Annotated in this window: 29 protein-coding genes and 1 pseudogene; 9 read left to right on the top strand and 21 right to left on the bottom strand. The window is 41.1% G+C overall.

Features of this window, described 5'->3' with window-relative positions; genetic code table 11:
• Nucleotides 1-43: 43 nt before the first annotated feature.
• The 5 genes from H171_RS00805 to modA form a co-directional block, all read right to left on the bottom strand.
• Nucleotides 44-862, bottom strand: a complete 819-nt coding sequence (locus H171_RS00805; RefSeq protein ID WP_100303453.1) for a MerR family transcriptional regulator — start codon at nt 860-862, stop codon at nt 44-46.
• A 283-nt stretch (nt 863-1,145) separates the two neighbouring features.
• The gene (locus H171_RS00800) at nt 1,146-1,355 is read right to left on the bottom strand and encodes a TOBE domain-containing protein (protein ID WP_025234675.1); all 210 of its coding nucleotides are present in this window, start codon (nt 1,353-1,355) and stop codon (nt 1,146-1,148) included.
• A gap of 216 nt (nt 1,356-1,571) precedes the next feature.
• Nucleotides 1,572-2,624, bottom strand: coding sequence for a sulfate/molybdate ABC transporter ATP-binding protein (locus tag H171_RS00795; protein ID WP_100303452.1), 1,053 nt, complete (start codon nt 2,622-2,624; stop codon nt 1,572-1,574).
• 1 nt (nt 2,625) lies between these two features.
• A complete protein-coding gene (gene modB / locus H171_RS00790; protein WP_100303451.1) occupies nt 2,626-3,324 on the bottom strand; it encodes a molybdate ABC transporter permease subunit in 699 nt (232 codons plus the stop codon).
• A gap of 28 nt (nt 3,325-3,352) precedes the next feature.
• Nucleotides 3,353-4,246, bottom strand: a complete 894-nt coding sequence (gene modA, locus H171_RS00785) for a molybdate ABC transporter substrate-binding protein (RefSeq protein ID WP_100303450.1) — start codon at nt 4,244-4,246, stop codon at nt 3,353-3,355.
• 250 nt (nt 4,247-4,496) lie between these two features.
• On the opposite strand from modA, the gene H171_RS00780 reads away from it, so the two are divergent.
• From H171_RS00780 to H171_RS00770, 3 genes are all read left to right on the top strand, one after another.
• Nucleotides 4,497-5,471: a helix-turn-helix transcriptional regulator gene (locus H171_RS00780; protein WP_100303449.1), complete on the top strand. Its 975-nt coding sequence runs from the start codon at nt 4,497-4,499 to the stop codon at nt 5,469-5,471.
• 173 nt (nt 5,472-5,644) lie between these two features.
• On the top strand, nt 5,645-7,186 hold the full coding sequence (locus H171_RS00775; protein WP_100303448.1) for a DUF1538 domain-containing protein: 1,542 nt from the start codon (nt 5,645-5,647) through the stop codon (nt 7,184-7,186).
• The gene (locus H171_RS00770; RefSeq protein WP_100303447.1) at nt 7,170-7,880 is read left to right on the top strand and encodes a hypothetical protein; all 711 of its coding nucleotides are present in this window, start codon (nt 7,170-7,172) and stop codon (nt 7,878-7,880) included. The genes H171_RS00775 and H171_RS00770 overlap by 17 nt, the downstream gene beginning before the upstream one ends.
• 88 nt (nt 7,881-7,968) lie before the next feature.
• Here the strand turns inward: H171_RS00770 and H171_RS00765 are convergent, their stop codons facing one another.
• From H171_RS00765 to H171_RS00760, 3 genes are all read right to left on the bottom strand, one after another.
• The gene (locus H171_RS00765) at nt 7,969-9,339 is read right to left on the bottom strand and encodes a glycoside hydrolase family 18 protein (RefSeq protein ID WP_100303446.1); all 1,371 of its coding nucleotides are present in this window, start codon (nt 9,337-9,339) and stop codon (nt 7,969-7,971) included.
• A 354-nt stretch (nt 9,340-9,693) separates the two neighbouring features.
• The gene (locus tag H171_RS23990) at nt 9,694-9,837 is read right to left on the bottom strand and encodes a hypothetical protein (protein WP_157803086.1); all 144 of its coding nucleotides are present in this window, start codon (nt 9,835-9,837) and stop codon (nt 9,694-9,696) included.
• A gap of 29 nt (nt 9,838-9,866) precedes the next feature.
• Entirely contained in the window at nt 9,867-10,103 is a 237-nt protein-coding gene (locus tag H171_RS00760) for a hypothetical protein (protein ID WP_100303445.1), read from the bottom strand.
• Between the two features lie 309 nt (nt 10,104-10,412).
• Between H171_RS00760 and H171_RS00755 the strand changes: the two genes are divergently transcribed.
• A complete protein-coding gene (locus H171_RS00755) occupies nt 10,413-10,625 on the top strand; it encodes a hypothetical protein (RefSeq protein WP_100303444.1) in 213 nt (70 codons plus the stop codon).
• A 228-nt stretch (nt 10,626-10,853) separates the two neighbouring features.
• Here the strand turns inward: H171_RS00755 and H171_RS00750 are convergent, their stop codons facing one another.
• Nucleotides 10,854-11,465, bottom strand: coding sequence for a helix-turn-helix domain-containing protein (locus tag H171_RS00750; RefSeq protein ID WP_100303443.1), 612 nt, complete (start codon nt 11,463-11,465; stop codon nt 10,854-10,856).
• Between the two features lie 257 nt (nt 11,466-11,722).
• Nucleotides 11,723-12,178, bottom strand: coding sequence for a GNAT family N-acetyltransferase (locus H171_RS00745; protein ID WP_100303442.1), 456 nt, complete (start codon nt 12,176-12,178; stop codon nt 11,723-11,725).
• Between the two features lie 183 nt (nt 12,179-12,361).
• Here H171_RS00745 and H171_RS24940 point away from each other — a divergent pair, with 183 nt between their 5' ends.
• Nucleotides 12,362-12,583 carry a DUF4318 domain-containing protein gene (locus H171_RS24940; protein ID WP_100303441.1) on the top strand — a complete coding sequence of 74 codons (222 nt, stop codon included), beginning with the start codon at nt 12,362-12,364 and terminating at the stop codon, nt 12,581-12,583.
• 275 nt (nt 12,584-12,858) lie between these two features.
• Here the strand turns inward: H171_RS24940 and H171_RS23985 are convergent, their stop codons facing one another.
• The gene (locus H171_RS23985) at nt 12,859-13,179 is read right to left on the bottom strand and encodes a DNA methyltransferase (protein ID WP_157803085.1); all 321 of its coding nucleotides are present in this window, start codon (nt 13,177-13,179) and stop codon (nt 12,859-12,861) included.
• A gap of 137 nt (nt 13,180-13,316) precedes the next feature.
• Nucleotides 13,317-13,508, bottom strand: a complete 192-nt coding sequence (locus H171_RS00730) for a hypothetical protein (protein ID WP_100303440.1) — start codon at nt 13,506-13,508, stop codon at nt 13,317-13,319.
• Between the two features lie 184 nt (nt 13,509-13,692).
• Between H171_RS00730 and H171_RS23980 the strand changes: the two genes are divergently transcribed.
• Complete coding sequence (locus H171_RS23980) at nt 13,693-13,953, top strand: hypothetical protein (protein WP_157803084.1); 261 nt, start codon at nt 13,693-13,695, stop codon at nt 13,951-13,953.
• A 77-nt stretch (nt 13,954-14,030) separates the two neighbouring features.
• On the opposite strand, the gene H171_RS00725 is transcribed toward H171_RS23980, so the two are convergent.
• Nucleotides 14,031-14,288 (bottom strand): hypothetical protein, encoded by a 258-nt coding sequence (locus H171_RS00725; protein WP_100303439.1) that lies wholly within the window; start codon nt 14,286-14,288, stop codon nt 14,031-14,033.
• 582 nt (nt 14,289-14,870) lie between these two features.
• On the opposite strand from H171_RS00725, the gene H171_RS00715 reads away from it, so the two are divergent.
• Entirely contained in the window at nt 14,871-15,107 is a 237-nt protein-coding gene (locus tag H171_RS00715) for a hypothetical protein (protein ID WP_100303437.1), read from the top strand.
• Nucleotides 15,108-15,234: 127 nt separating this feature from the next.
• Here the strand turns inward: H171_RS00715 and H171_RS00710 are convergent, their stop codons facing one another.
• Nucleotides 15,235-15,909 (bottom strand): YczE/YyaS/YitT family protein, encoded by a 675-nt coding sequence (locus tag H171_RS00710; RefSeq protein ID WP_100303436.1) that lies wholly within the window; start codon nt 15,907-15,909, stop codon nt 15,235-15,237.
• Nucleotides 15,910-16,344: 435 nt separating this feature from the next.
• Here H171_RS00710 and H171_RS23975 point away from each other — a divergent pair, with 435 nt between their 5' ends.
• Nucleotides 16,345-16,497, top strand: a complete 153-nt coding sequence (locus H171_RS23975) for a hypothetical protein (RefSeq protein ID WP_157803083.1) — start codon at nt 16,345-16,347, stop codon at nt 16,495-16,497.
• A gap of 1,121 nt (nt 16,498-17,618) precedes the next feature.
• Here the strand turns inward: H171_RS23975 and metA are convergent.
• From metA to H171_RS00690, 3 genes are read right to left on the bottom strand one after another with little or no spacing between them, the layout of a single operon-like run.
• Nucleotides 17,619-18,536, bottom strand: a complete 918-nt coding sequence (metA, locus tag H171_RS00700) for a homoserine O-acetyltransferase MetA (RefSeq protein ID WP_100303434.1) — start codon at nt 18,534-18,536, stop codon at nt 17,619-17,621.
• A 3-nt stretch (nt 18,537-18,539) separates the two neighbouring features.
• Nucleotides 18,540-20,498: an NAD-dependent DNA ligase LigA gene (gene ligA, locus H171_RS00695; protein WP_100303433.1), complete on the bottom strand. Its 1,959-nt coding sequence runs from the start codon at nt 20,496-20,498 to the stop codon at nt 18,540-18,542.
• Nucleotides 20,488-21,309: a pseudouridine synthase gene (locus tag H171_RS00690; protein WP_330398820.1), complete on the bottom strand. Its 822-nt coding sequence runs from the start codon at nt 21,307-21,309 to the stop codon at nt 20,488-20,490. The genes ligA and H171_RS00690 overlap by 11 nt, the downstream gene beginning before the upstream one ends.
• 257 nt (nt 21,310-21,566) lie before the next feature.
• On the opposite strand from H171_RS00690, the gene H171_RS00685 reads away from it, so the two are divergent.
• Entirely contained in the window at nt 21,567-21,965 is a 399-nt protein-coding gene (locus H171_RS00685; protein WP_100303432.1) for a bacteriohemerythrin, read from the top strand.
• 53 nt (nt 21,966-22,018) lie between these two features.
• Here H171_RS00685 and H171_RS00680 read toward each other — a convergent pair whose 3' ends face one another.
• The 4 genes and pseudogenes from H171_RS00680 to H171_RS00665 all read right to left on the bottom strand — a co-directional run bounded on the left by H171_RS00680 (nt 22,019) and on the right by H171_RS00665 (nt 25,484).
• Nucleotides 22,019-22,246, bottom strand: a complete 228-nt coding sequence (locus H171_RS00680; RefSeq protein WP_100303431.1) for a hypothetical protein — start codon at nt 22,244-22,246, stop codon at nt 22,019-22,021.
• A gap of 66 nt (nt 22,247-22,312) precedes the next feature.
• Nucleotides 22,313-23,158 (bottom strand): annotated as a pseudogene (locus H171_RS00675) (nucleoside recognition domain-containing protein); the annotation flags it as partial.
• Between the two features lie 12 nt (nt 23,159-23,170).
• Nucleotides 23,171-24,838: a recombinase family protein gene (locus H171_RS00670; RefSeq protein ID WP_100303429.1), complete on the bottom strand. Its 1,668-nt coding sequence runs from the start codon at nt 24,836-24,838 to the stop codon at nt 23,171-23,173.
• Nucleotides 24,839-24,902: 64 nt separating this feature from the next.
• On the bottom strand, nt 24,903-25,484 hold the full coding sequence (locus tag H171_RS00665) for a bifunctional transcriptional activator/DNA repair enzyme AdaA (protein ID WP_100303428.1): 582 nt from the start codon (nt 25,482-25,484) through the stop codon (nt 24,903-24,905).
• Nucleotides 25,485-25,524 lie beyond the last annotated feature (40 nt).

The raw sequence follows: 25,524 nt of genomic DNA, 5'->3' as shown, positions 1-25,524 counted from the left end.
ACAAAAAAATCGCTGCTTATTCAGCAACGATAAAATGAATACGTTATTTGCTTCTAATTGGAAAACATACTTCTGTAATCAGATTGTCCGGGTCGGGTTCCGTTTCAGGAGAAACATGATAGATATTGAAGATTGGACCATCAAACTCGTAACCATTTTCTAAAATCCAATTTGCAATTGCTTCATTTGCTTCGGCAAGTTGAATATAGCCACCCTTGTAAGTTAATGTTGCGGCGGTAACCACAGGTACGATTTTGAATTTTACAATATCTGTACTTCTATAATTTCCAACAACGGCTCTTTGAACTTCTACATCAATTTCATGCTCTGCAAATCCTTCATTATGGAAGATGGCAATGTTGTAGCTTGGATTAGCAAACTGTACGTCTTGTTTCCCAATATTCTCTGACAATTCCTTCCACAGAATACCCTCCTGATTATATGCAGCAATCGTACTGCGATAACTTATGACATATCTTTTAGGAAGTTCCTTAATCGCTATGTTAAATCTGGAAAGTGAGGAACTCTTGTCAAGACCCTTTATGGTTGTTTGAAGCAACAGTAATTGCTTTTGCATTGTCTCAATTTCTTCTTGTTTTTGAGCGGCTTGAAGAGTCAAATAACGTTTTAGGCTATCTTCATGATTGTATTCTGATAGAATGTCCTTGATAATGGACAACCCAAACCCCATATTTTTTAGTGCCTGTATGCGATTGGCCATAGGGAGCTGTTCTTCGCTGTAATAGCGGTAACCTGTAAATTCATCTATATGCACCGGAAGGAGCAATCCTATTTCATTGTAGTGCCGGAGCATAAAAATACTTATCTTTGATAATGCAGAAAAATCTCCGATTTTGAGCATAGACATCACCTCCTTGCAGTTAAACCAAACTGCATGTATTTATCATAAACTATAACACTATGCCAGAGTCAATAGTTCTCCTAAACATTTCATAAATTATCCGTTTGGTAGATTTCAATCCCATTGTTTTAGTGTTAGCTACCGTACAACGTGAAAGGAAGCGTATCATTCGCATTGAACGATACGCTTCCTTTCTTACATATCTTACTCGGCAGTGCCTATAAACAGTTTAATTTATACTGTCTTACAGGACTGTCAGAATACCGTTTTTCTAAATATACTTTTAGTCGATCCCCACCATTACAGAAGTCGCTTTAATGATGGCATAGGCATCCTTTCCGACTTCCAATCCCAAGTCCTTCACCGCCGCCATGGAAACTGTAGACGATACGATATTACCGCCGCCGATATCAATGGTTACAATGGCGTTTACAGCACCTGTTTCAATTCCTACAACTTTTCCCTTAAACTGATTTCTTGCACTGAGTTTCATCTCATATGCCTCCTCTCATCCAATCCTGGCCTATGGAAATATACTTCGGTACACCCTTACGCCCGTTAAAACGGGGCGGGCTCTGCCAAAAAAGCATGGCAGAAAAGTGGAAATATATAGAAGTAATTATGGATTGCAGGCCAGAAGATTATACTGCTTTTTCATAAAATGATTGTAAGCATTTCTATTCTCATTGTCAACCGGTTCTCACAAGCACTAAAGCAAAAGCAGGAGGTCCTCCTTGGGAAACTTGATAAATGGCGGAATATTTTGAAGCTTTCCTTCTTCAAAGTCCATTTTATCCTGGATCCACCAGATCTTTGAGGAGGTTTTATCGTCTGAGTTCTGGAACAGGTACTGCCTTTGGAACGGCGTATCGGCAAACCCAGCCAATTCAATTCCCATGACATTTTCCTCTGACCGCTCCTGGACCGGAATCAGGTTATGGCCCCTGATACCTACGTACTTAATGGAATCTCCGATTTTTTCCTCTGTTATAAGCCTTATTTTCCATTCACAGGCATAAAGCTCATAATCACTTATTTTCTCTATGGATGAAATGTTTTTGCAGCCTGTCAGCTTTGCAGCTTCCATTCTTTCCGGTCTGCGGAAAATATCTTTTGTACAGCCTTTCAATATGGTCTTTCCTTCTGAAAGGAGCATCATATGGTCACAGAATTTGTAGATTTCATCTCTGGAATGGGATACCATGAGAACATCGCCGCTATAGTCCCTGATCAGTTCCAGCATTTCCATCTGAAGCGTATCCTTTAAAAAGCCATCTAACGCAGAAAACGGCTCATCCAGCATAATTATATCCGGCTTGTATAAAAGCATGCGGGCAAGGGCCACTCTTTGCTGCTGCCCTCCCGATAGCTGGGAGGGATATCTTTTTTCCAGCCCTTCCAGCTGAAAGCGCCTTAGCTGCTCAGCGACAAGAGGAAGCTTATCCCGTTTTTTTCCTGGAATCACAATACTTAAGTTTTCCTCTACCGTCATGGTGGGAAACAAGGCATAGTTCTGAAACAGGTAGCCGGTACGGCGTTCTCTGGCAGGCAGATTGATCCCCTTTTCCGAATCAAACAGCACCTTCCCGTTTAAAACGATCCGGCCCTGATCCGGTTTTTCAATTCCTGCCACGCATTTTAGAGTCATGCTTTTCCCGCAGCCTGAGGCTCCCAGGATCCCCATGCAGCCAGCCTCAGTTTCAAAATCCACATTTAATTCAAATCCTGAAAACTTTTTTCGGATGTTTACCTGCAATGCCATATCAAATCCACCTGTTCACATGTTTCATATTTTTTCCGGATATATAATTTATAACAGCAACAATAAAAAAAGACAAGATAACAATGACACATACCCAGAAACCTGCCGTATCCCAGTTTCCTGCCGCAACTTCAGAAGCAATTGCAACGGAAACCGTTCTGGTCTTTCCAAGAATGTTTCCTGCCAGCATGGCGGTCGCCCCGTATTCTCCGATGGCTCTGGCAAAGGCGAGTACGGTCCCGGAAGCCAGTCCAGGAGCCGCAATGGGAACGATGATCCTCCAGAATATCTTTCTCTCCGAAAGGCCCAGGGTCCTTCCCGCATGAATCATGTCAACGTCCACCTGCTCAAAAGCTGCTCTCGCATTCCGGTACATCAAAGGAAATGCGATAACAAAAGCAGCTATGACACAGCCTGGCCATGTCTGTACCATCTTTATGTTAAATTCCTCAAAAAGAAATTTGCCGAAGGGCCTTCGTAGGCTGAAGATCAGCAGTAGGAAGAACCCTGCCACAGTAGGTGGGAGTACCAAAGGCAATGTTAAAATACCATCTACAATGGATTTTGCCGTGTTATTCAGCTTCATAATCAGTCTTGCTGCGCCTATCCCCAGAAAAAATGTCAGCACCGTTGCCAGAATCCCCGTTTTAAAAGAAATAAAAAGGGGACTCCAATCTATTGTTTTCATCAGATCAAGCATAGATTTTCACCCCCTTTTTATGTAATATTTATTTTGAAGATTTTGCAAATCCGGCATCTGTAAACAGTTTCATAACGCCTTCATCGTTTACCAGAAACTCTTTAAAATCAGCGGCTGCCTTTGCCTGCCCCTCTGATGCCTCCTTGTCAATGATGAGGCCCACCGGATAAACAGCAGGATCGATCATGCTATTATCTGCTTCTGCAATGATTTCAACCTTATCCGCCATGGAAGCCGCATCGGTTGCATATACAACCCCTACTTCATTGCTTCCTTCTGCAACAGCTGTTAAAACAGCAGTAACATTAGCTCCTTCGTTGATTTCTATCTTCATTACCTGATCAAGGGTTCCCAGATTGGTGAACAGCTTCCTCGCATACTGGCCGACTGGCACATCCTCTCCTGCGAGAGCAAGGCTTGATGCCTTTGTAATATTGTCAAAACCAGTTACCTCAGTTTTCCCATCCTTTGGCTTAATCAGAACAATCTTATTCTCAAGCAGATTGCTGATAGATCCGTCAACTACAAATCCGTCTTCTTTTAACGCATCCATCTGCTTGGTTGCCGCAGAAAAGAAAATGTCACACTGGGCGCCTTCTTCGATCTGAGTCTGAAGAGTGCCGGAGCTGTCTGCATTGTATATTATGTTTACATTTGGATAATCTTTTTCATAAGTTTCCTTGATCTTTTCCATTGTGTTTTTTAAACTGGCCGCAATAAAGACATAAAGGTCTTCCTTATCTGCCTTTGCCTCGGTGGTTTCTTCTGCCTTTTTAGTTTCCTCAGCCTTACTGGCTTCCTCTGCTGCAGTTGTCTGATCCGCCTGCGTAGCCTTTGTACCGGTTGAACTGCACCCCGCAACCGTACCGGCAGCAAACATAGCTGCCATCATTACTGCCAGTAATTTCTTTCCTGGTTTCATAATACTTCCTCCTGGTTTTTGAACAATAATATTAATTGTTGTTCATTTTAATTATGTTTTGTTGGGTTTTGTCCCGTTTGGTAATTACCAATTCATTTTAGATGAAATTTAATGGAATGTCAATGCCAATCTAATTATATAATAACATCGGGAATTAAACCGGCTTTTGCAGCTTTGATTGACAATGAAATGAAATATGCTATAACTATTTATAACTGATGAAAACTACAAGATATAAAGAGGAAACCGTATGGAAAAAATATATACCACCCAGGAAGTCGCCGATCAGCTTAAAATTAAAAAATCCACTGTTTATGAACTGATAAAGAGGGGAGAATTAAGAGCAAATAAGGTAGGCAAGCAGATAAGGATCAGCCAGGATCAACTGGATGAATACTTAAAGGTTCCAAACAGCGGCAGCTCTTTCCAGGCTGATGAGCCTCTTCCCGGGATCATGGATATCCCCCTGTTTACCGCTGATTCCGCGATCCGGCAGATGGATTACCTTCTTAACGCCAGCGGCCTGATCATAAGCAGTCAGGAATCCAGAGTTGTGGAACTGTTTCGCAGCCAGCTGAGCCTGCATCCGGACAGCCTTCCCATCCTGCATTCCTATATGAATGAATATAACAGCCTGTATTCCCTGTACTATGAAAAGACCCATATGGCCCTCACCTCTTTCTGCATCAGCCGGGAAGGGCAGGAAATCCAGCAGATTCAAAGCCTGCTGCCAGGAAAGGAAGCAATAATCATCCATATCTGCAGCCTTTTAGCAGGTTTTTATATCAGAAAAGGAAATCCAAAGGGCATACACACCTTAAAGGATTTATGCCGGCCGGATATCCGGTTCATAAACCGGGAAAAAGGAAACGGGTACCGGATCTATATGGACTCCGGCCTTTCAGCACAAAGCATTGATAAGGCCGCTATCTCCGGATACCAGAAAGAATGCCTCTCCCATATGTCAGCCGCAAATGCGGTTGCATCGGGAGCCGCTGATGCGGGCATCGGTGACATCTCCCACCTGGCAGCATACCCCCAGCTGGATTATATCCCTTTGACCTCCGCCTCCATGGATTTAGTCTTTTCTATAGAAGCCTTGAACCATCCATCCTTTCAAAGAATTGCCGGCACGATAGGTTCTAAGGAATTTAAAAACAGTCTCCTTCCATTTAAGGGATATGAAATTAGTAAGACTGGTAATTGTACATTTGTGAACCACTGACAACTTTTTCCAGTGATATTAATTATTCATAAAGATTTTAGTTGCACTCGCAACTAATTATGTGTTAAACTAGTCATGATCTAAAAAGAGTCTGCAGGCTCATGCACAATTCTGTGCAAATTATCATTCTTAAGAATCCCTATCATTAAAAACGGACAACAGGAGGTATCTCTTTGAATCAAAAATTAAAAGAAAAAATAGTAGAATCCCTATCATCTGTCCTGCCCGTTACATGTATCGTGTTGATCTTGTGCATAACCATCACTCCCATGCCTCTTGACCCACTGATGCTGTTTCTGGTAGGTGCAACCCTTTTAACCGTTGGAATGGGCTTTTTTACACTTGGTGTCGACATGTCCATGATGATCATCGGGGAAAAAGCGGGTGCCCACCTGGCAAAATCCAAAAAGCTGCCGCTGATTGTTTTTGCCTGTTTTATCATTGGTTTCATTATTACCATCGCAGAACCGGACCTTCAGGTCCTGGCGGGACAGACGCCCGCAGTTCCTGACATGGTCCTGATCCTTTCTGTGGCCGCAGGAGTAGGGGTATTTCTGGCAATTGCATTTTTAAGAACCCTGTTTGGATGGAGCTTATCCCATATCCTTATGATCTGCTATGCCATACTCTTTATTACATCCGCTTTTGTTCCAAAAGAATTTCTGGCTGTGGCCTTTGACTCCGGCGGCGTCACAACAGGCCCTATTACGGTGCCCTTTATCATGGCTCTTGGCGTGGGTCTCTCAACCATCGGGCGTGGTAAGAATTCGGATAGCGACAGCTTCGGCCTGGTCGCCCTATGTTCCATAGGACCGATTCTTTCCGTTATGATACTGGGACTGGCCTATAAATCCTCTGCCACCGATTATGAACCCTTGATGATCCCTTCCATAAACAATTCCCAGGATCTTTGGCTGGCTTTTCAGCATGAACTTCCTGATTATGCCTGGGAGGTCTTCTTGGCTCTTTTCCCTGTTTTGCTGTTTTTTATCATATTCCAGCTTTTCTTTCTGAAGCTGCGAAAAAGACAGTTAATCAAAATCCTGGTAGGACTCATCTACTCCTACATCGGACTGACGCTTTTCCTTACCGGCGTCAACGTAGGCTTTATGCCTGCCGGTAATTATCTGGGACAGCAGCTTGCCTCACTCCCTTATAATTGGGTCATGGTTCCCATCGGCATGCTTATTGGGTACTTTATCGTAAAAGCAGAACCGGCCGTACAGGTTTTAAATAAACAGGTAGAGGACATTACAGGAGGCTCCATCTCGGAAAAAACAATGATGACCGGATTATCCATCGGCATGGCTATCTCTCTTGGATTGTCAATTATAAGGGTCATGACCGGCCTGCCGCTACTGGCCCTCCTGCTTCCCGGCTACGCCCTGGCTCTTGGCCTTTCCTTTGTGGTCCCGCCGATTTTTACATCCATTGCTTTTGATTCAGGCGGTGTGGCTTCCGGTCCTATGACGGCTACCTTCCTGCTTCCCTTTGCCATGGGAGCCTGTGAGGCTTTGGGTGGAAATATTGTGACCGATGCCTTTGGTATCGTAGCCATGGTCGCCATGACTCCCCTGATCATCATTCAGCTCATCGGCGTCTCCTATAACTACAAAACTAAAAAAGCGAACGTTCCGGCGAATGCGCCGCTTCTTAATATGGATCTTGAATTTATTGACTTAGGAAAGGAGGAGGCTGATGACTTCCAATCGTAAAATAAACTGGATAACGATTATCGTTGCCAGGGGAAAGGGCGAAAAGGCAGCTTCCGTTTTTAGAGAGCATCATCAGGAACTGCTTCTCATTACCAGAGGACATGGGACCGCAAGCTCTGCAATCAGGGATTGCCTTGGGTTTGATGAGCCGGAAAAAGATCTGGTTATCGGAATTGTGGAGGAAGCGGCTACCAAGCGCTTATTATCTGCTCTGCATGAAAAATTAGAGCTTGAAAAACCAGGCTATGGCATTGTATTTACCATCCCCCTGTCAGGGATCAGCGCCGCAGCTTCCAGTATATTAGAAACTGCCCCGTCAGCCGGGGATATGCCCACATCCACAGATTATCACAAGGAGGATCGCTCTATGTCAGATACGATCAGATACGAACTAATTGCTGCTGTCATCAATACCGACCTTTCCGCTCCTATTATGGAAGCTGCCAGAAATGCCGGTTGCAAGGGAGGAACCCTGGTCAAGGCCAGAGAAGCACTTGCTGATGATTCAAAAAAGCTTTTTGGTCTGACTCTTTCCAGCGAGAAGGAAATTCTCCTCATCCTGGTTCCCTTAACGGATAAACAGGCGGTTCTTAAATCCATCTGCGAAACGGTGCTAAAGGAAACCGGAGAACATGCCATTGCTTTTTCTCTTCCCGTAGATGAAGTTGCCGGACTCAGCACTCTGGAAAAGTAAAAGAATCTTTATATGGACCGGCTGGATAAAAAGAAGGCGCCAGTCCCATATTCCCTGTCTGGGATATGGGGCTGACGCCTTCTTTTTTTTACTTTAATCCATGATACAGTGCACTGAGAAGTTCTCCCTTCGGATCCTGACTCAGCTCCCAAACCATAGCTCCGCCCAACTTCTTTGATTTGATATAATCTGATTTATAGCCTATGGACTTCGGATCTTCATAGCTGATAAAGATCGTACCATTAAAGAGCCAGGGAACCTTTGACTGGGAATGGAAATGGCTGGTATAGCCTGATTTATTTAAATAGTTTTCTTTAATATCCTGATATCCGATAGAATTGGAACCACCAAAGGTCTGGTACAATCCATTGTTTGAATTATTTACAGAAGAATATAAATATCCGTAAAACGGGATACCCATTACCAGCTTTTCAGCCGGAAAAGAGGCACTAAGCCAGGCATTGACACCTCGATCCACACTCGCTTTATACTGGGGAGAAGAATCATCATTGTCATATAAAGGAGCAAGGAGATCTGTATTCGTATCCCAGTAACCATGTAGATCATAGGTCATGATATTTGCATAATCCAGGTACTGAGCAAGCTTTGACAGCTCCACATTGTTTATGTAAGAAGTATCCGCTCCTCCTGCGATGGTCAGTAAGTAATGCTTATTGTCAGCAGCACCTTTCTCATCCAGTTTTTCCCGGATCTTTTTAAGAAGCAGAGTAAAATTATGTTTATCTTCCCCACGCCTGGAATTCGCCGCCAGACCTCCGCTGACCGGATACTCCCAGTCTAAGTCTACTCCGTCAAATCCGTATTTTTTAATGAAATCTACGCAGCTGTCTGCAAATGCAGTTCTGGACTCCTCTGTCAGAGCCGCATCCGAGAACTTCCCGGACCAGTTCCAGCCTCCGACGGAAATCATTGTTTTTAAATTCGGATTGGTCTGTTTTAAGGAATTCAAAAGCTTTATGTTAGAAGAATCCACGTCAGGATATCCCAGGGTCAGCTTTAAGTCAGAGCCAATGTTGGCAAAAGCATAATTAATATGGGTCAGCTTCCCGGCATCGATCTGGTTTGGATAGTAATTATAATAGGCCGCCCATGCTGCATAATATCCAACTAATTTACCAGTCTGCAGGTTAGCGGATTCTGTTGCGGGCAGAGCAGATGATTCCGCTGCAGTCGAAGCAGACGGTTCCGTTGCGGGCGGTGTTAATGATTCCTCTGCGGCAAGGACAGCAGCCGTTTCAGGATTATCTGAAGTAACTTTCGGGGAAAGAGGTACCTGAGTGTCTGCTACCGTAACGGTTGTGGAGTCTTGGGAAGATTCTGAGGAAATTCTGTTAGGCTTTTCAGAAAATACCCCCCTGCTTATATAGCAGCTCAGAATGATCACCATAAAAACGGGAACAGACAGAAATAGTTTCTTCATAATACTTTTGTTCATCATATGATCCTTTTCTCTCTTAGTTTTTCACAAGTATAACATGCTGGTTATTCCTTGAACAACGCGCAAAAAATGGTTCAATTGCATATATATGGATATTCTCATCTCTGGTTTTTTCGTTCCTGTCATTTCCAGTTTAAATCCCCATCCACCACTCATGCCTTTTTGGGGATTGAGGTTGGGAACTTACTTAATGAGGTAAAAAAAGACTGGTTATTCATTCCTTAATTGAATAAATACCAGTCTTTTTATAAGCCAGGGCGTAACCACTTGGCATTTCCTTGCCATAACATCGGCGTAAATAATTCCTTTAATATTCTTTGCCTCCTCTATTTTATTGGGTACTACTTTACGACATTACGATTCAGTAAAAGGAGTCATAGAGTCGTCGTCTTTTATTTCAGCATCATCAGACCTGGCTTTCATTGTATTTACCATAGTAATTGCCTCTTCCTCTGAAAACCCCAAGTCTACCCATGCTTGTACCTCTTCGTTTAACATCGTTCCTTCCTCCATTTCTGCGTCCCTGATTATTTATGACTTATTATTATTGCAGCAATATATCCTAATCCGAAAATCACACCCGCAACCAACCATGATACAGCACATTTTATTATTGTCATCGTCGTCATTGCAGATGTCAGCACTCCTGCCTTTGATGCCGATACACAAACCATAATAGGCTTAATGAACAAACTCCAATATCCAATATAAGCAGCCAAGATTATTCCGATGAAAAATATTCCAATGGACAAATAACCTCGCATAAAATCACCTCCTTATTTCTCCCTATTATATATTATTCACATTATGTCCAATGGTAACATTATTATCATTCAGATTACCTCCAATTTATCTATATTGTCTCCAATAATCTGACAATCTTTTATGTAGGTGCACGTATTAGGACTTCTGGTGGTTCTTGAGCTTCTTCATAAGAATAACACGTATCCTTCATCATCAACTCCATTTACTCTGATAAATTGAAACTTACTAAGATTTTAATATTCTTATCTTCTATATATGCTTCTATGCTTCTAATGCATTTAAATTCATAAAAAAAAGAGTACTATTCATTGATTCAATCAATAAATAATACCCTTATACTATTGATAGCAAAACATTACAGAAAAACAGAGGCTGCCGCCTATGGCGCTTGCGGCGGCTTAGGGTATGACCTGATGAGAGATGCCAACGGAAACTTTTTAAGCAAAGAAGATTTTGAGGCCAATCTCGACAAGGCGATAGCAGACGGGGATATTACTTCTGCTGACAGGGGAATTATGTAGAAATGTTCGATTACTGTGTAGCAAACGGCGGCAGCTTTGGCGGAAGAGGGTCCGGCGGTCGTGGTTGCGGAAGATAACCTCTGACAACAAGCGAGAAATTATAAAGTACTCCTTGTAAGCAAAGCTTGCAGGGAGTTTTTTTATCCTCCATACAACATAAGTTTAATGTATAAAAAAACTACTAACTGATATCGATAGTTAGTAGTTCATGATTAATTGGATTTTTTATTATTTCGTCAGCACTTTTATTTGATAAGACCTTTTCCCACATTTTGGGCATTTCATATAGCGTTTTCTTCCGTTATGTGGTGCAAACACTACCTGTTTTAAAGTTGGCACATATCGCTCATGACAATGCTGGCATTCATAATATCCTGCATCACGCTCCAGTTTTAGGGAAAAATATATGGCTGGTATGAAAAGTACAATAGCCAATCCAATCAAAATAGCACGAATAATGGTCGGTACGTTGCCAAAACTTGCTGTGAATATCAAAATCAAAAACGGTATTGTTCCCATATACCCAATAACCCATTCTAGATTCAAAAGCTCTCTATTTTTGCTCTCCTCCATTTCTTTGAGCGCCAGTAAATTTAATTCTGCATTTTTTCTGTAATCTTCCATAAGATTTAACTTTTCCCCACTGAGCAGCTCGTTAACACTTATTCCAAGAAGTTCACATAGTTCTGGCATTAATCCGGTATCTGGCATACTTTTCGAAGTCTCCCATTTTGATACCGCTCTGTCTGTAATTCCTAGTTTCTCGGCAAGTTGAGCCTGTGTCAGATTTTTCTCCTTTCGGCAAGAAGCAATAAATTTTCCAATTTTAATCTGATCCATAGGGAATCCTCCTTTCTTGCCTTTATATTACCAAATCTCAATAAGACATTGAACAAACCAACGGTTGAGTTAGCTTAAACAGTTACATTCTACCTCTTTTAGAGTTCCGAATTCCGCATACCTTTATTCAATAATACAAAAAACTCTTCTGACTATCAATAATTTTCGATGTACATTAATACGTTAAATTTCAGTTTTGTTGATTAATTACAATAAAAAAACCACCAACTTAATTCTGATATTATAGAAATTGAGATTTACCGCTCTAATAAAAAATGCACTAATCTAACATTTCCATCCATTTCTGTGCCATCTATTATAAAGCCACATCTTACTGTATAAAACTTTATATTCTCCTCTTTGTCCGCAGGGGTTACCAATGTTATCTTTTTCCAATCATTATATAAGTCTATCATATAATGAAATGCATGTGTTCCTATTCCCTTGCCCTGATATTCAGGAATAATGCAAAGACAGCCCAAATAATACTCTCCATCTCCTCTGTCAACAAGTGAAATGATTCCAATGGGATTATCTTCGTTAAAAATAATTTGCTTCGGGAACTTTTCAATTGATGCTTCCATTTCTCCTCTTGTTTTTCCATAAGCAGGGCACTCTCCATATTTTACATAATCATCATAGAATGCTGCATTATAAATATTTATTAATAAATCGGCATCTTTCTTTTCAGCCTTTATAAACCTCAATCTCATAATTCACCTTCCTATATCAATAAATTGCTATTTGTCTACATGTAAGAATACAACAAATTCTACTAACTATCAATATTAAGCTTTCAACGTTCATAATACGTTAAATCTTAATTTCAATATTTAACTTATTTCTATTTTCTTGTATAATCTATATGTGAGAATAATTCACTGAAAGGAGTTTTTATGTTAAAAAAAGGCTTTCAAATCGATTTAGAAGATTCGTTAACATATCCATCTGCAAAAGTAATTTGTTCATGCATAGAAAATTATGCAATATCATCCGGCGAGAAACTAGATTTCGTAAGTACCCAAAAACCTATAACCTTTCGCTTAAATAATGTACTTTATATTGCTGGCATTTCTATGATGCGCGGAGGGTACTATATTCACTGCAAGGAAAATTAAGTGTTTTAATTATTCTGAATTATTCTCACACCCTAATCTTAATTTTGCAGTTTGTTCGAGCTGTTTTTCAATAGATACCCTAAGTCAGTATTGGAAAGTTTTATAGTTAAAAAGTTTTCATCAACCTCTATGCTAATGAATTTGCTTTTGCTTACCTTTGGCCTATTCCTGCTTGGCCTTGGAATTTATGATTTGATCCGATGATATATATAATATATATAAACATAGTTCACCTCCGATTTTTTGATTTTTCATTGTAATCTTCGTTTACCAGATCATGCTTCCGCTGGCATGAACTCCGGGAAGTCTGTTATATCCATTTGTGGATCAGGGGTATAAATAAGCATTTCTTCCTTTGATTTTCTGTAGAATTCCTTTGAAACCTCAAATCCATAACTGCTCCTACCTAATTCCATAGCGGCCCTCAAAGTCGCCCCACTGCCAGCACATGGATCTATTAAAAAAGAAAGCAATAATAAAATGCTTCCTACGACTCGGTCCCATATTATGAAATTTCGTCTTTGTTTTCGCCTTTCAATGCGTCGATAGCTATATGAGCAGCTATAATCACTTGTCGTATCTCTTACCAAATTCATTATAATTCCCTTCCCTTTTATGCTCTCCTCTACAAGTCAGACGAGAAATAAAATACCCTATTAACGTGCCTATAGAAACACTTACTATTAAAAGGTAAAACGATCCCATATGTCCTCCTTACTATAAAATGTGCTTTTCATCGTAACAAAATATCTCTTATTTCTGTTGAGCTGATCTGAGGAATCATTTTAGCAAGCCAGTCGCATCTTTCTGCTATATTTTCAATCTTTTCTGACTCTTCTAAAATGTTATCAAGCATATCACGGGCAAATGATGTTTCAAGTTCCGTTGGAAACTTGCTTATAATGTAATTCCATAATTGACTCATACTTTATTCCTCCTTGAATTATATTTTTAATGTAATTATATTAATAATTTTATCTTTTTCTTTTACATTTTTGACATAGTGAGGTGAATCTTAATTTAATTACAATCCAACATAATTATCCAAATGTGCTCATATAATTATTATTGTAACCATTAATATTTTCATATAAAATGGAGGAGATTATATGACGAAGAAATTGAAAAAACGTATTTTTATGGGACTGGCATCTACTGCTATTTTATTAGGAATTACTCTTATTCCAGCAAATTCAGTAGAAGCATCGAATTGGCCTTATTGTATTTACAGTTCTCATGGTGCAATGCAACAAATTACAAGAGCAAATGACTGCACTAATTCTTGGTGTAAAGGTAGTACTTATTATTTTAAATGCTCTCAATGCTCAAGTTATAGTGTAGTATGTTTGAGTTGTGGACAGCATTATTGATAATTTTGGCTCTAGCTCGTGCTAGGGCCTTATCTTTTTAAATATATATCTGACATTTTCCGCTTGAAATCTATTATTTATTCTGATCCCCAATTCTCAAAATAAAATCTATCAGGATTGAATGCTTCTTCAATTTGTTTTTCAGAACGAATTACCGACCAACTAACATATTCAATTTCGGGTTCCGGATAATCAGTCACATAAAGCAAACCATCATGCTTTATAAAATTATATCCATGTTCGTTTGTACATCTATTTTCATATTCTTCTTTAGTTACTATTACAGAATATGAAGAATGAAAGAAACCGTCAAAATCAGTTACATGTATTTCCATAGTGCCCTCTCCTTATAAAATTACAATTTCATATCAATGAGAGTCTTTTTATAAAATTATCCACTTCTGTATAATCCCAGACTTCTCTTTCCCAATCTTCAATATGTTGACTTACCGAAGGATTCACAAGATTAAAAGTTACCATAACGCGTCTTTGATTAACTTATCAAGATAGGAACCAACATAAAGATTTTCCATTTGATATAAATTTTTCTGTTCGTCTTCGATGAATAGTTCTCTATGTTTTAAAAAACATATTAGGTGTTAATTTATCCATAGAAAAGAATCCCATCCAGTCACCGTTCTCTCCTGTATCAAAGTCCCAGAAAAAATCCTTTTTCAAATTATAGTCGGAGCAAAAACCGCCCTTTCCTTTGATATGGTCTAATAACGTTGAAAATTCTTTTAATTGATATGGTTTGTTGATATAATTCTTTATTTCACTTTCAATTAAATTTGCTTTGTCTTTATGGCAGAACACAACCAAAATCGATAATTATACAAAGAACATGGTTTAAAAATATTGTGATAAAACTATTTCATAAGACTGTAAATGATGATATTTGGAGAGATGTTTTAGATTTGGAAAAGGGTTCGAATCTTAAAGTATATTTTAAGGGCAAAGATTACTACATAATTGGGCATCATAAAAATCACGATGAAAACGGTGGCGATACATGGTTGGCGTTGAGTGGATTTGCAAAGTTTGATAAAGAATCGAACATAGCTTGTAAAAACGAACCAAGTCATATTAAAGATGATTCTGCTATTGTTACATTAAGATTTTCTGATATCGATTACATTGAAATATTTAATTAAATAGAAAATTAGCAACTAAATTTAGAGTCAGTCATTAGACTGGCTCTTTTTGTTCGACAGAGATTGGTAGGGGCGTTGCAAAGACCGTCAGAAGTACCCGGTTCCGGCGGACCAACAGAAACAACACCTACAGACAGACATCTTTTGTATTGGTATAAGCGGGAATCCACCCTGCAAGCAGGCCAGATACCTTATCTATAAAAAAGTTAGAAATACTTCCAACAATAAGAGCAGCGATCACTGTTCCCTCCCTGATTCCCAGCACGCTGCCTGTCACAAGTACAGACACAATCACAGCACTGATAACAATACTCAGGTCAAATCCGGTCTTAACCCTGCCGAACCTCCAGCCTGTAAGCCCTGCTATCACCCTTACCAGACCTTCTCCAGGCAGGATAAGCACATTGGGAATCACTTCAAGTGATATTCCAAAGCCTAAGAATACACAGCCAAATAGCAACATCAGAGCCTCACCCAGATAATTTCCCATCTTCCAGAAGGAGAGCAGATACATCCATACGTCAATGCACAGGGAAAACAGAAGTGCGGCAGGAAGTTGCAAAAGCTGGATCTTCTTGAAGGTTTTTCCCAAAAGAACTGCCTGAAGCAGAAACATAGCAAAATTAACCATCATTGTAAATACGCCCAGGCTCTCAGGAAAGATAAAGGTCAACACAAAAGCAAGGCTTGTAATCGGTGATGTACCAAGCCCTGCTTTCGTTATAAGGCTGATTCCCAATGCACTGAATATAACTCCTGCAATAAACAGTCCATAACGTTTAAACATGTCTGAATTTTTCACTAGCAAACTCCTCTTATATCTAAATATTTTTTTATATAATAATCTTATCACTAAGGATTCACTCCTACAATGGACATTGTAACTTAAATACCATTTGAAAATTTGGCATAGTGCACAATTAATTTTAGCGTACCTAAAAAATTTTTAGTATCCTGTTTTATCACATTATAACAGGATGGAGGCCAAATTAGCCACCCCTGGACATCATACGGGCAAGATAATTCCCAAAGGTCTCCTGTTCTTCTGGGCTGAGGCAGTCAAATATGCCCGAATAATCAGTACGCAGTACATAAACAATGGTATGTTCAAGGTAATCACATCGAAGTCTAAAAGTGGACATTTGTCCAGTGTCAAATATACAACTAATGGAAGAAAAAATGTATTAGACAAATTTGATACTAATCTCCTATACAAGATTAAAGAGTTGGAGGTAGCATGATGGAAAAATACATAAAAGCAATAGTGATTCATCTTGATCCATTTAAATCAGAGGTGATATTTGAGAAAAATGTGAAGAATAAATTGGCAGAGTATGATTTTGGCGGTAATATCTGTCAGGCTTATGAGATGAGCATGGATATGCGCTAGACTAACGAAAGAGTAGGAATAATCTCCTACTCTTTTAAATATTTAAAATCACACTTACAATTATTACAGTGCCATTGTTTGCCTACCTTACCTACAGCAAATATTCTAAAAAAGTGCTACACTTCTTGCTTTTGAGAAAAAAATTTTCTTTAAGTCGGTGGAGATGCAGTGTGGGCATTTATACTCTCCTACCGCCTAACAATATCATAAGCGGCTTTTAAATAAAACGCTCAGTTAGATTGGAGTTAAATAACCTTGCAGAAAAATTTTTATGAAAAGTTTTGGTGGATACCAAATTTAATATCAGCTATATCACTGATGATTTCTATTATAGTCCTATTATTAAGGCTACGATAGACACTACTAGAGCTGCGGCAGAAATCCCAACAGGTATCCAAAATTGAATCCATTGATTTCTTTGAATTGTTTTAGATTGTTTTTTATTATCGAAATAATTCAAAGTCACATCGTATAGTATAATTATAATATAGTAAGACAAGTCTCTCTTGGGAGTCAAAAATTTAACCGTTATAAATCCTTCTGTTTCAAGAATTGCTAATTGATTTATAAGTTCCTGTTCTCCTATATACGAGATATTGGATTCGTTAAAATCTATTGGATGCAGTTGAAATACGTTCTATGTTAGTAGAGCCGCATGTTGGACATTTTATTTGATTACTACTCTCTTCTACCATATTTGGAATCTGATTTTATGCCGCTTTGAACAGTCTCATCTTTAGTTGAAATTCGATTGGGTCTCATATAAATAATAATATGTAATATTACCAAATCTATACAATGGGTAATTATGGTAAAGGCATTTAAGGTAATCAGACTTTTTTAAGTTAGAATTTCTTATACATGGAATATGACTTTACAGTTTTACAATATAAATAAGCCCTTGATCAATTGTGCCATTACAATTAACAAAGAACTTATTTATATGATAAAAACATTACTGAATTGTTCTTGAAAATCTACCCCCATTTTGCAAGTGAATCTACCCCTATTTCTACTCCCATTTCTATGATAAATGCTGTTATCCTGCGATAATTTACGACACTTTTCAAATTACAATAAATTAATTAAAAATGCTAAAAACCTTGTAAAATAAAGGATTTTTATTCCTCCACCTCCAGCAAATAAGGCGTGATCTGATATACATAAAAATTCAGCCAGTTCCCATACATGGTATTCGCTACATTCCTCCAATTAAGCACCGGCACCGTATCCGGATCATTATTCTCATAATAATTGCATGGAATCTCAGGCTCCAATCCCTTATCCAGATCCCGGTGATATTCCCCGTCTAAAGTCATACGGTCGTATTCCGGATGCCCCTGGACAAATACCTGCTTTCCGTCACGGCTCATCACCAGAAGAATACCGGCCTCTTTTGATTCCGCAAGAATCACCAGCTCCGGCTGCTTCTCAATATCCTCTCTCCTTACCTCTGTATAGCGGGAATGAGGAGCCATCACATAATCATCCAGACTGCGGACAAGGGGGACCTTCCGGTCCAAAACCTTGTGCCGGTAAATGCCTGACAGTTTACTCTCTCTCTTGTATTTCTGTATGCCATAATGGTAATAAAGCCCTGCCTGGGCCCCCCAGCAGATGTGGAGGGTACTGGTCACATGGGTTTTGCTCCATTCCATGATCTTCTTTAACTCTTCCCAGTAATTCACCTCTTCGAATTCCATGTTCTCCACAGGCGCACCGGTGATGATCATACCGTCGAATTTACTTTTCTTTACCTCATCAAAATAAACATAAAATTTATTTAAATGGCTGGCTGACGTATTCTTGGAGGTATGGCTCTCCAGCATCAAAAAGGTACAGTCCACCTGCAGCGGAGTATTGGATAGGGCCCGAAGAAGCTGAGTCTCTGTCTCTTCCTTTACAGGCATGAGATTAATGATCAAGATCTGAAGAGGACGGATATCCTGGCTTAAAGCACGGTCCTCATCCATCATAAAAATATTCTCTTTTTCCAGTATGGCTTTTGCAGGTAAATCCTTTTGTACTTTAATCGGCATAGTTTATTCCTCCAGCATTTTTATGAAATCCTCTTCTGAAATAATGGGCACTCCAAGTTCCTTTGCCTTTTTATTCTTGGAGGAATTGGACGTAGTATCATTGTTGATCAAATAGGTTGTCTTAGAGGTCACCGAACCGGTAGCCTTGCCTCCGTGGGCTTCAATAGCCTCCTGAAGGGCTTTTCGGTTTTCATAGTGGTTCACAGAACCAGTAATGACAAATACCATACCTTCAAAGATTCCGTCCCCCCTGGCCTCCATATCGCTCTCAATGGTTACTTCAGACATCAGGCGGTTCACCATCTCATTATTCTTTTCTTCCTTAAAATAAGTGATCCAGGCATCCGCTAACACCTTGCCGATTCCCGGGACTGCGGTCAGCTCCTCTTCCCCAGCGGCACGCATCTTCTCAAAATCAAACTTGAATTCCTGGCACAGCATCTTGGCATTAGCCAATCCGATTCCAGCGATCCCCAGACCATAGATCAGCCTCGGAAGGGTGGTATGGGAAGCTTTTTTAACGGCTCTTATCAGGTTGTCGTAGGATTTTTTTCCAAATCCCTCCATCTGGGTGATAACTTCCTCATGCTGTTCCAAATGGAAAATATCCGCATATTCCCGGATAAACCCTGCTCCGATGAATTTTTCCAGAGTCGCCTCTGATAATCCATCAATGTTTAATGCATCCCTGCTCGTAAAAAGGGTAAAACCTTTCAGCCGTTTGGCCTGACAGTCCGGGTTGGTGCAGTATAAACTCTTGACATCATTCACCTTGCGGATCTCCGTATTACCGCCGCAGACTGGACATTGTTCAGGGATCTGTATTTTTTTGCTTCTTGTCAGGTTATCGGCAATCTGGGGAATGATCATATTAGCTTTATAAACCGTAATTTCATCTCCCTCTCCCAGCTCCAATGCCTCCATAATGCTTAGATTGTGAACGCTGGCCCGGCTCACCGTGGTTCCTTCCAGTTCCACCGGGTCAAAGATTGCCACCGGGTTAATGAGCCCGGTTCTGGATGGGCTCCATTCGATGTGATCAAGTTTTGTTTCCTTGATTTCATCGGCCCATTTAAAGGCAATGGCATTACGGGGAAATTTGGATGTACGGCCAAGAGATTCTCCGTAAGCGATATCATCTATCAAAAGCACCAGGCCGTCTGATGGAATATCATAGCTGGAAATGGCTTTGGAAAACTCTTCTACCGCCTCAGGCAGGGTATCTTTGGTCACCATTTTAAAATCTACCACATCAAAGCCCTGTCTCTTTAACCATTCAAACTGCTCTTTTCTGGAGTTTTTAAAGTCAACGCCTTCTGCCGTTACCAGGCCAAATGCTTTAAAATTCACATTTCTCTTAGCTGTGATCTGGTTATTTAACTGCCTTACGGATCCGCTGCATAAATTCCTTGGATTCTTGTATTTGGCAGCAACCTCCTCGATCTCTTCATTGATCCGGTTAAAATCCGAATACTTAATTACTGCCTCTCCACGTAAAACCAGCTCTCCCTGATGGGATATATTTAAAGGAATGTTAGAAAATACTTTTGCATTATTTGTGATAACTTCACCGATCTCTCCGTTTCCCCTGGTCACGGCCTTTTGAAGGGTTCCATGGTGATAGGAAAGAACTACGGTCAGACCGTCAAGCTTCCAGGACAGCACTCCGGTCTGGCCGCCCAGCCACTCCTGCAGACTCTCCGTGCTCTTGGTCTTATCAAGGGAAAGCATTGGGGTTTCGTGGGCCTCTTTGGGAAGCTCGCTTAAAGCCTGATATCCTACATACTGCGTCGGACTTTGGGAAAGTATGATTCCAGTCTCCTCTTCCAGCTCCTTTAACTCATCATAAAGCCTGTCATACTCAAAATTGCTCATGATTTCCCGGCTCTCCTGATAGTAAGCCTTTCCTGCTGCCGTCAAGACGGCAATCAACTCTTTCATTCTGCTTATGTTAGCGTCCATCAGATATCTCCTTTTTCTGTTCTTTATAGGAACGATTCGTCGAGCCTTTTAAGGCCTCTTTCATCTGGTGGTACTCCCTTTTAGAAAGCTCCCGGTAAGCTCCGGGCTTTAACTCTCCCAGTTCAACATTCATTATTCGTAATCGTTTTAGCATCCGTACTTCAAAGCCCAGCTGTCCGCACATTCGGCGGATCTGGCGGTTTAACCCCTGGGTCAAAATGATTCGGAACGCTTTTTCACCGGCTTTCTTTATAACGCATGGTCTGGTGGTCACATTTAGCTCCGGCAGGAATACTCCCTTTTTCATATTCCGGATAAATTCATCGGTTATCGGACGGTTGACCTTTACAAGATATTCTTTTTCATGAGCATTTCCGCTGCGCATCATCTTATTCACCAGAGTGCCCTGGTTGGTCATGAGGATCAGCCCCTCGGAATCCTTGTCCAGGCGGCCGATGGGGTAAATTCTCACTGGATAATCCACCATATCCACAATGTTGGGTGCACGGTCTTTATCCGAGGTTGTGCATACAATGCCTTTGGGTTTATGAACTGCCAGAAGGACCGGTTCTTCCTTATGGCTATTATCTCCTTTTCCTGCGTGAATGGTGCGTCCGTTTACTGTAACTGACTGACCAGGTAAAACTTTCTGGCCGGTCTTAGCCGCCTGTCCGTTTATACAGACCTTCCCAGCCTCAATGAAGCGATCCGCCTCTCTTCGGGAACATACCCCGGCTTCACTTAAAAATTTGTTCAGACGGATTCCTTCTGTCTCCATGTTTCCTCTTTCCTGCCCTATACTTTTGGGCATAATGGCATCCCCATAGGGTTCTATCTTATTTACTACATACTAAGTAAAAATTATAGCATTACCGGGAAGGAACGTCAATTCATCTGCTTATTTTGAACGTGGTTTTCCACCGTTTCCTTTGGATCCGAATTTTATAATAAAATGTCCGCATTTTCTCTGATTTGTACTTTCTGCTTATATCTACGGTTGAACTTTTGGAAATTCTGGTATAGAATGGAAGAAGATGTAAATTTTTAAAAACATTAGGAGGAATTGTTATGCCGTGGACACCGAATTTATCCGTAGGGATATCAATGATTGATGATCAGCATAAAAAGTGGTTTGAAAAAGCAGAAGCACTGTTTGAAGCAGGGAAAAACAACCGCGCAAAGGAATACGTTGGAGAGCTTCTTGATTTTTTGGATGATTATACAAAAAAACATTTTGCTGACGAAGAAAAATACATGATGAGCATTCATTACCCTGGTTATGCGGAGCAAAAGCAGGCTCATACCGCTTTCATTGCGCAGCTGGAGAAATTAAGGAATGAATATAAATCTTCCGGGGGCAATCTTCTGGTGATTTTGAACGCCAATCAAATGGTAGTGGATTGGCTCACAAAACATATTTCTAACATGGATAAAAAAATTGGTGATTATGCAAAGAATGCTCACTAATCCTTTCAGATGAAAAAGGGCGGCCCCGTTGGCCGCCTTTTTCAATGTCCTGTTTAAATAAACTTATATTTCACTTCACATCCATAGGATATCCTGCTGCAGATGTTAACCACCCGCTCCATGACAGCGGATATTTTTCCTTTGTCCACTTCAATTTTCATTTCTTTTAAGTCTTCCGAGATTCTGATATCTTTCACCCCGTCAACCTTGGCAATCTCGCCCTCGATTTTTCTGGCTTTCAACCGGTCTGACAGGGAGTAAACGTGGTAGATCCTGCTCACGCTTCACCCTCCTTTCCCATTCGGTATTCTACTCCTATTGTAGACAACCACAGGGAAATTTAAACATCAGAGGAAAACCCTTGCAATGGTTGTGAATAAAAAGCATACCACAAATCCGGTTACAGTGGGTACCAACCAGGAAACAGCCGTCCATTTCATGCTCTGTGTCTCTTTCCGGATGGTAAGGCAGGTGGTGGAGCAAGGCCAGTGCATCAGGGAGAACAGCATGGTACTTACTGCTGTAATCCAGGTCCAGCCATTGGCTACAAGAAGCTCTTTTAAGACGGACAGATCACTGATATCCCGAATGCTTCCCTCTGCCATATAAGACATGATGATGATGGGAACCACGATTTCATTGGCCGGAAAACCCAGGATAAAAGCCAGAAGGATAACTCCATCTAAGCCCATGAGCCTGGCTAAAGGATCAAGAAAACCGGAACAGTGGGCCAGCAGGGTCGCATTACCAACGCTAATATTGGCCAGAAGCCAGATGACCAGCCCGGCCGGAGCCGCTACGGAAATAGCACGGCCTAACACAAACAGGGTACGGTCAAATATAGAACGCACGATGACCTTACCGATCTGCGGTCTCCGGTAGGGCGGCAGCTCCAAGGTAAAGGAGGATGGAACCCCTTTTAATATGGTAGCTGATAACAGCTTTGATATGACCAGCGTCATGATAATCCCAAGGATAATCACACCTGACAGGATGGCCGCCGACAATATGGAGGAAAAAGCACCTGTTGCCCCTCCCACGAAGAACATGGTGATAATGGCAATCATGGTGGGGAATCGTCCGTTACAAGGCACAAAGTTATTGGTAATCATGGCAATCAGCCGCTCTCTCGGAGAATCGATGATCCGGCAGCCGATAATACCTGCTGCATTGCATCCAAACCCCATGCACATGACAGCAGAAATTTATGCTAAACCATTCCCTTCTTCATCAGGAGCAATTACCTTGTAGCAGATTCGGATCGTCTGGCATTTACAGCCTGTTTTCCCCTCTCCGCCTTCACAGCTTTGGAAAATCTCAATTCTATCTATAAACTTTCCCAGCAAATCGGAGGAAAGACCTTTTCCCCGGCTTATATCATCTAACAGGCTGGATAACAGGCCTTCAAAAGCAGGCTCTCTTTCCTGAGCCAAAGAACATGATTTTTCCATCAATGCCAGGCTTTCTGCAATCTTTCTTTCTTCCTTTTCACAGGAATCCAGCATTTTATAAAACCGATCCTCACCGATTCTTCCGTTTACCCGGTCTTCATAGAGCTTTTCGATTATGCAGCCAAGCTCTATTTCCCTTCTTTTCAGTGAAAACACTGCCTTTTCTTCCCCCTGCATTTCTCCAGGGCAAACAGGCTCCCGAAGGGCTTTTTCAATTTCTTCCTTTTCGTTTTCCGTAAATGATAGCAGGCTGCGCATTTCCTGAAGCACCACATGATAAAGAAGTTCGTAATCCATAAAGTGATTCGTACACTCTTTCTTTCCGTAAAGCTTATACCCTCCGCATACCAGCTTGCGGGATCCTGTTCTTCCACCGGCTCCTGTGGACGACATATTTCTTCCACAGTCCCCACACTTGGCAAGTCCGGAAAAAATATTGGTAAAATCGGTTGCCGCTGTGCTTTTGCGGGAAACGCTCCGTCTTCTTACCCGTTCAAAGGTCTCCCCTGAAATGAGTGGTTCATGCTTATCCTCAACAACCACCCACTCGTTCCTGGGCTTCCGAAGGGTCAAACTGCTTTTAAAGGAAACCTTTACAGTCTTTCCCTGAACTATGTGGCCTAAATATACGGGATTGCTTAACAGCTTGCATACCGTGCCTGATGTCCATTCCTTTCTCCTAGAGTAATCATCCAGGTTCAAATAAGGCCGCCCGGCGCAGCGGTACATGGCCGGTGTCAGCACCTGTCTCTCATTTAAACTCACAGCAATTTGGGATGGTGCCGCCCCCTGCTCCGCCCATTCAAATATCTCCCGGACAATGGAAGCTGCTACGGGATCAACAAGAAGGTGGTTTTTATTTTGCGGATCCTTCTGGTAGCCGTAGGGAGCAAAATTCCCGATAAATGCCCCCTCATTTATTTTGGTCTGAAATGCACTGCGGATCTTTTTTGAAGTATCTCTGGCATACATCTCATTTACAATGTTCTTAAACGGTGCGATGTCACTCCACGGACTATCGGAATCATAACCGTCATTGACCGCTATGTATCGGATCCCTTTGGAGGGAAAATAAATTTCAGTAAGCTGTCCTGTCATGATATAATCCCTTCCAAGGCGGGATAAATCTTTGGTAATTACCAGGTTTACCTTCCTTGCATCTATATCTTTCAGCAGCCGGCTCCAGGCCGGGCGGTCAAAATTGGTTCCGCTGTAGCCGTCATCCACATATTCCCCGTAAATTTCAAAGTCATTTTCTATCGCATAGGAACGAAGCATTTTCCGCTGAGTGCCGATGCTGGAGCTTTCCCCTGTACCATCGTCGTCTTTTGACAGGCGCATATAAAGCGCCGCCTTGTAACAGACTGACGCCTTTGTAAAGACGTTCTTTTTCTCATAGGCTGCCTGAGTTAATCGATCCATCTCTTACACCTCCTGGAAAATCTTATTCCAGCAGGTTTGTACCATATACTATCGGAGCTGCTTCCTACCGTGTGCCTTTATTCGTATCAGCATTCTTTCCGGTGAGGCTCTCCCGGTATTCATTGGGAGAAATACCTGTTACACGCTTAAACTGTGTGTAAAAAGATGAAAGACTCCCAAAGCCGCTTTGTAAAGCGATCTGCAGAATATTATCAGGGGTATTGGACAGAAGCTTTTTGGCACTGGATATACGTAAGCCATTTAAATACTCCGTCGGGGTCTTTTCATATTGATTCTGAAACAGCTGGAGGATTCTGTTTCTGCTGAGCCCAAGATTTTTCAATTCCTCCCTTAAGCGATCATTTTCAGAATAATAAAGGTCATAAACTATTTTAATTTTTTCCGCATTCTCTCTCTGCGGGTGAAATTCCAGCAAATCAGGCCGGCAGCGCTTACAGGGGCGAAGCCCGCTTTCACGTGCCTGCTCTGCCGTATCAAAGAATTCAACGTTTTCACGTTTAGGACTCTTTGATTTACAGGAAGGACGGCAGAAAATTCCTGTTGTTTTTACTCCGTAATAAAATCTGCCGTCATAAGATGCATCACATTCCAGTGCTGCCTTCCATTTTTCCTCCTCAGTCAGCATGGCAATACACCTCCTTTCTTTTTTAACGTACCATGGATAT

It is taken from the genome of [Clostridium] celerecrescens 18A (genome assembly GCF_002797975.1).
Lineage (GTDB): Bacteria > Bacillota > Clostridia > Lachnospirales > Lachnospiraceae > Lacrimispora > Lacrimispora celerecrescens.
Note: the sequence above shows the minus strand (reverse complement) of the source record. Positions and strands in the feature narration are given on the sequence as shown.

What these genes read in the sequence shown, in the direction of transcription:
- H171_RS23990 (WP_157803086.1), bottom strand. Translation starts at nt 9,837, where the DNA reads ATGTTAAACGAAGAGGTACAAGCATGGGTAGACTTGGGGTTTTCAGAG.
- H171_RS00750 (WP_100303443.1), bottom strand. Translation starts at nt 11,465, where the DNA reads ATGGATCAGATTAAAATTGGAAAATTTATTGCTTCTTGCCGAAAGGAG.
- H171_RS24940 (WP_100303441.1), top strand. Translation starts at nt 12,362, where the DNA reads ATGTTAAAAAAAGGCTTTCAAATCGATTTAGAAGATTCGTTAACATAT.
- H171_RS00765 (WP_100303446.1), bottom strand. Translation starts at nt 9,339, where the DNA reads ATGATGAACAAAAGTATTATGAAGAAACTATTTCTGTCTGTTCCCGTT.
- H171_RS00725 (WP_100303439.1), bottom strand. Translation starts at nt 14,288, where the DNA reads ATGGAAATACATGTAACTGATTTTGACGGTTTCTTTCATTCTTCATAT.
- modB (WP_100303451.1), bottom strand. Translation starts at nt 3,324, where the DNA reads ATGCTTGATCTGATGAAAACAATAGATTGGAGTCCCCTTTTTATTTCT.
- ligA (WP_100303433.1), bottom strand. Translation starts at nt 20,498, where the DNA reads ATGGACGCTAACATAAGCAGAATGAAAGAGTTGATTGCCGTCTTGACG.
- H171_RS23980 (WP_157803084.1), top strand. Translation starts at nt 13,693, where the DNA reads ATGACGAAGAAATTGAAAAAACGTATTTTTATGGGACTGGCATCTACT.
- H171_RS00665 (WP_100303428.1), bottom strand. Translation starts at nt 25,484, where the DNA reads ATGCTGACTGAGGAGGAAAAATGGAAGGCAGCACTGGAATGTGATGCA.
- H171_RS00730 (WP_100303440.1), bottom strand. Translation starts at nt 13,508, where the DNA reads ATGAGTCAATTATGGAATTACATTATAAGCAAGTTTCCAACGGAACTT.
- H171_RS23975 (WP_157803083.1), top strand. Translation starts at nt 16,345, where the DNA reads ATGATGGAAAAATACATAAAAGCAATAGTGATTCATCTTGATCCATTT.
- H171_RS00780 (WP_100303449.1), top strand. Translation starts at nt 4,497, where the DNA reads ATGGAAAAAATATATACCACCCAGGAAGTCGCCGATCAGCTTAAAATT.
- H171_RS23985 (WP_157803085.1), bottom strand. Translation starts at nt 13,179, where the DNA reads ATGAATTTGGTAAGAGATACGACAAGTGATTATAGCTGCTCATATAGC.
- H171_RS00685 (WP_100303432.1), top strand. Translation starts at nt 21,567, where the DNA reads ATGCCGTGGACACCGAATTTATCCGTAGGGATATCAATGATTGATGAT.
- H171_RS00800 (WP_025234675.1), bottom strand. Translation starts at nt 1,355, where the DNA reads ATGAAACTCAGTGCAAGAAATCAGTTTAAGGGAAAAGTTGTAGGAATT.
- H171_RS00670 (WP_100303429.1), bottom strand. Translation starts at nt 24,838, where the DNA reads ATGGATCGATTAACTCAGGCAGCCTATGAGAAAAAGAACGTCTTTACA.
- H171_RS00745 (WP_100303442.1), bottom strand. Translation starts at nt 12,178, where the DNA reads ATGAGATTGAGGTTTATAAAGGCTGAAAAGAAAGATGCCGATTTATTA.
- H171_RS00805 (WP_100303453.1), bottom strand. Translation starts at nt 862, where the DNA reads ATGCTCAAAATCGGAGATTTTTCTGCATTATCAAAGATAAGTATTTTT.
- H171_RS00795 (WP_100303452.1), bottom strand. Translation starts at nt 2,624, where the DNA reads ATGGCATTGCAGGTAAACATCCGAAAAAAGTTTTCAGGATTTGAATTA.
- metA (WP_100303434.1), bottom strand. Translation starts at nt 18,536, where the DNA reads ATGCCGATTAAAGTACAAAAGGATTTACCTGCAAAAGCCATACTGGAA.
- H171_RS00690 (WP_330398820.1), bottom strand. Translation starts at nt 21,309, where the DNA reads ATGCCCAAAAGTATAGGGCAGGAAAGAGGAAACATGGAGACAGAAGGA.
- H171_RS00770 (WP_100303447.1), top strand. Translation starts at nt 7,170, where the DNA reads ATGACTTCCAATCGTAAAATAAACTGGATAACGATTATCGTTGCCAGG.
- modA (WP_100303450.1), bottom strand. Translation starts at nt 4,246, where the DNA reads ATGAAACCAGGAAAGAAATTACTGGCAGTAATGATGGCAGCTATGTTT.
- H171_RS00760 (WP_100303445.1), bottom strand. Translation starts at nt 10,103, where the DNA reads ATGCGAGGTTATTTGTCCATTGGAATATTTTTCATCGGAATAATCTTG.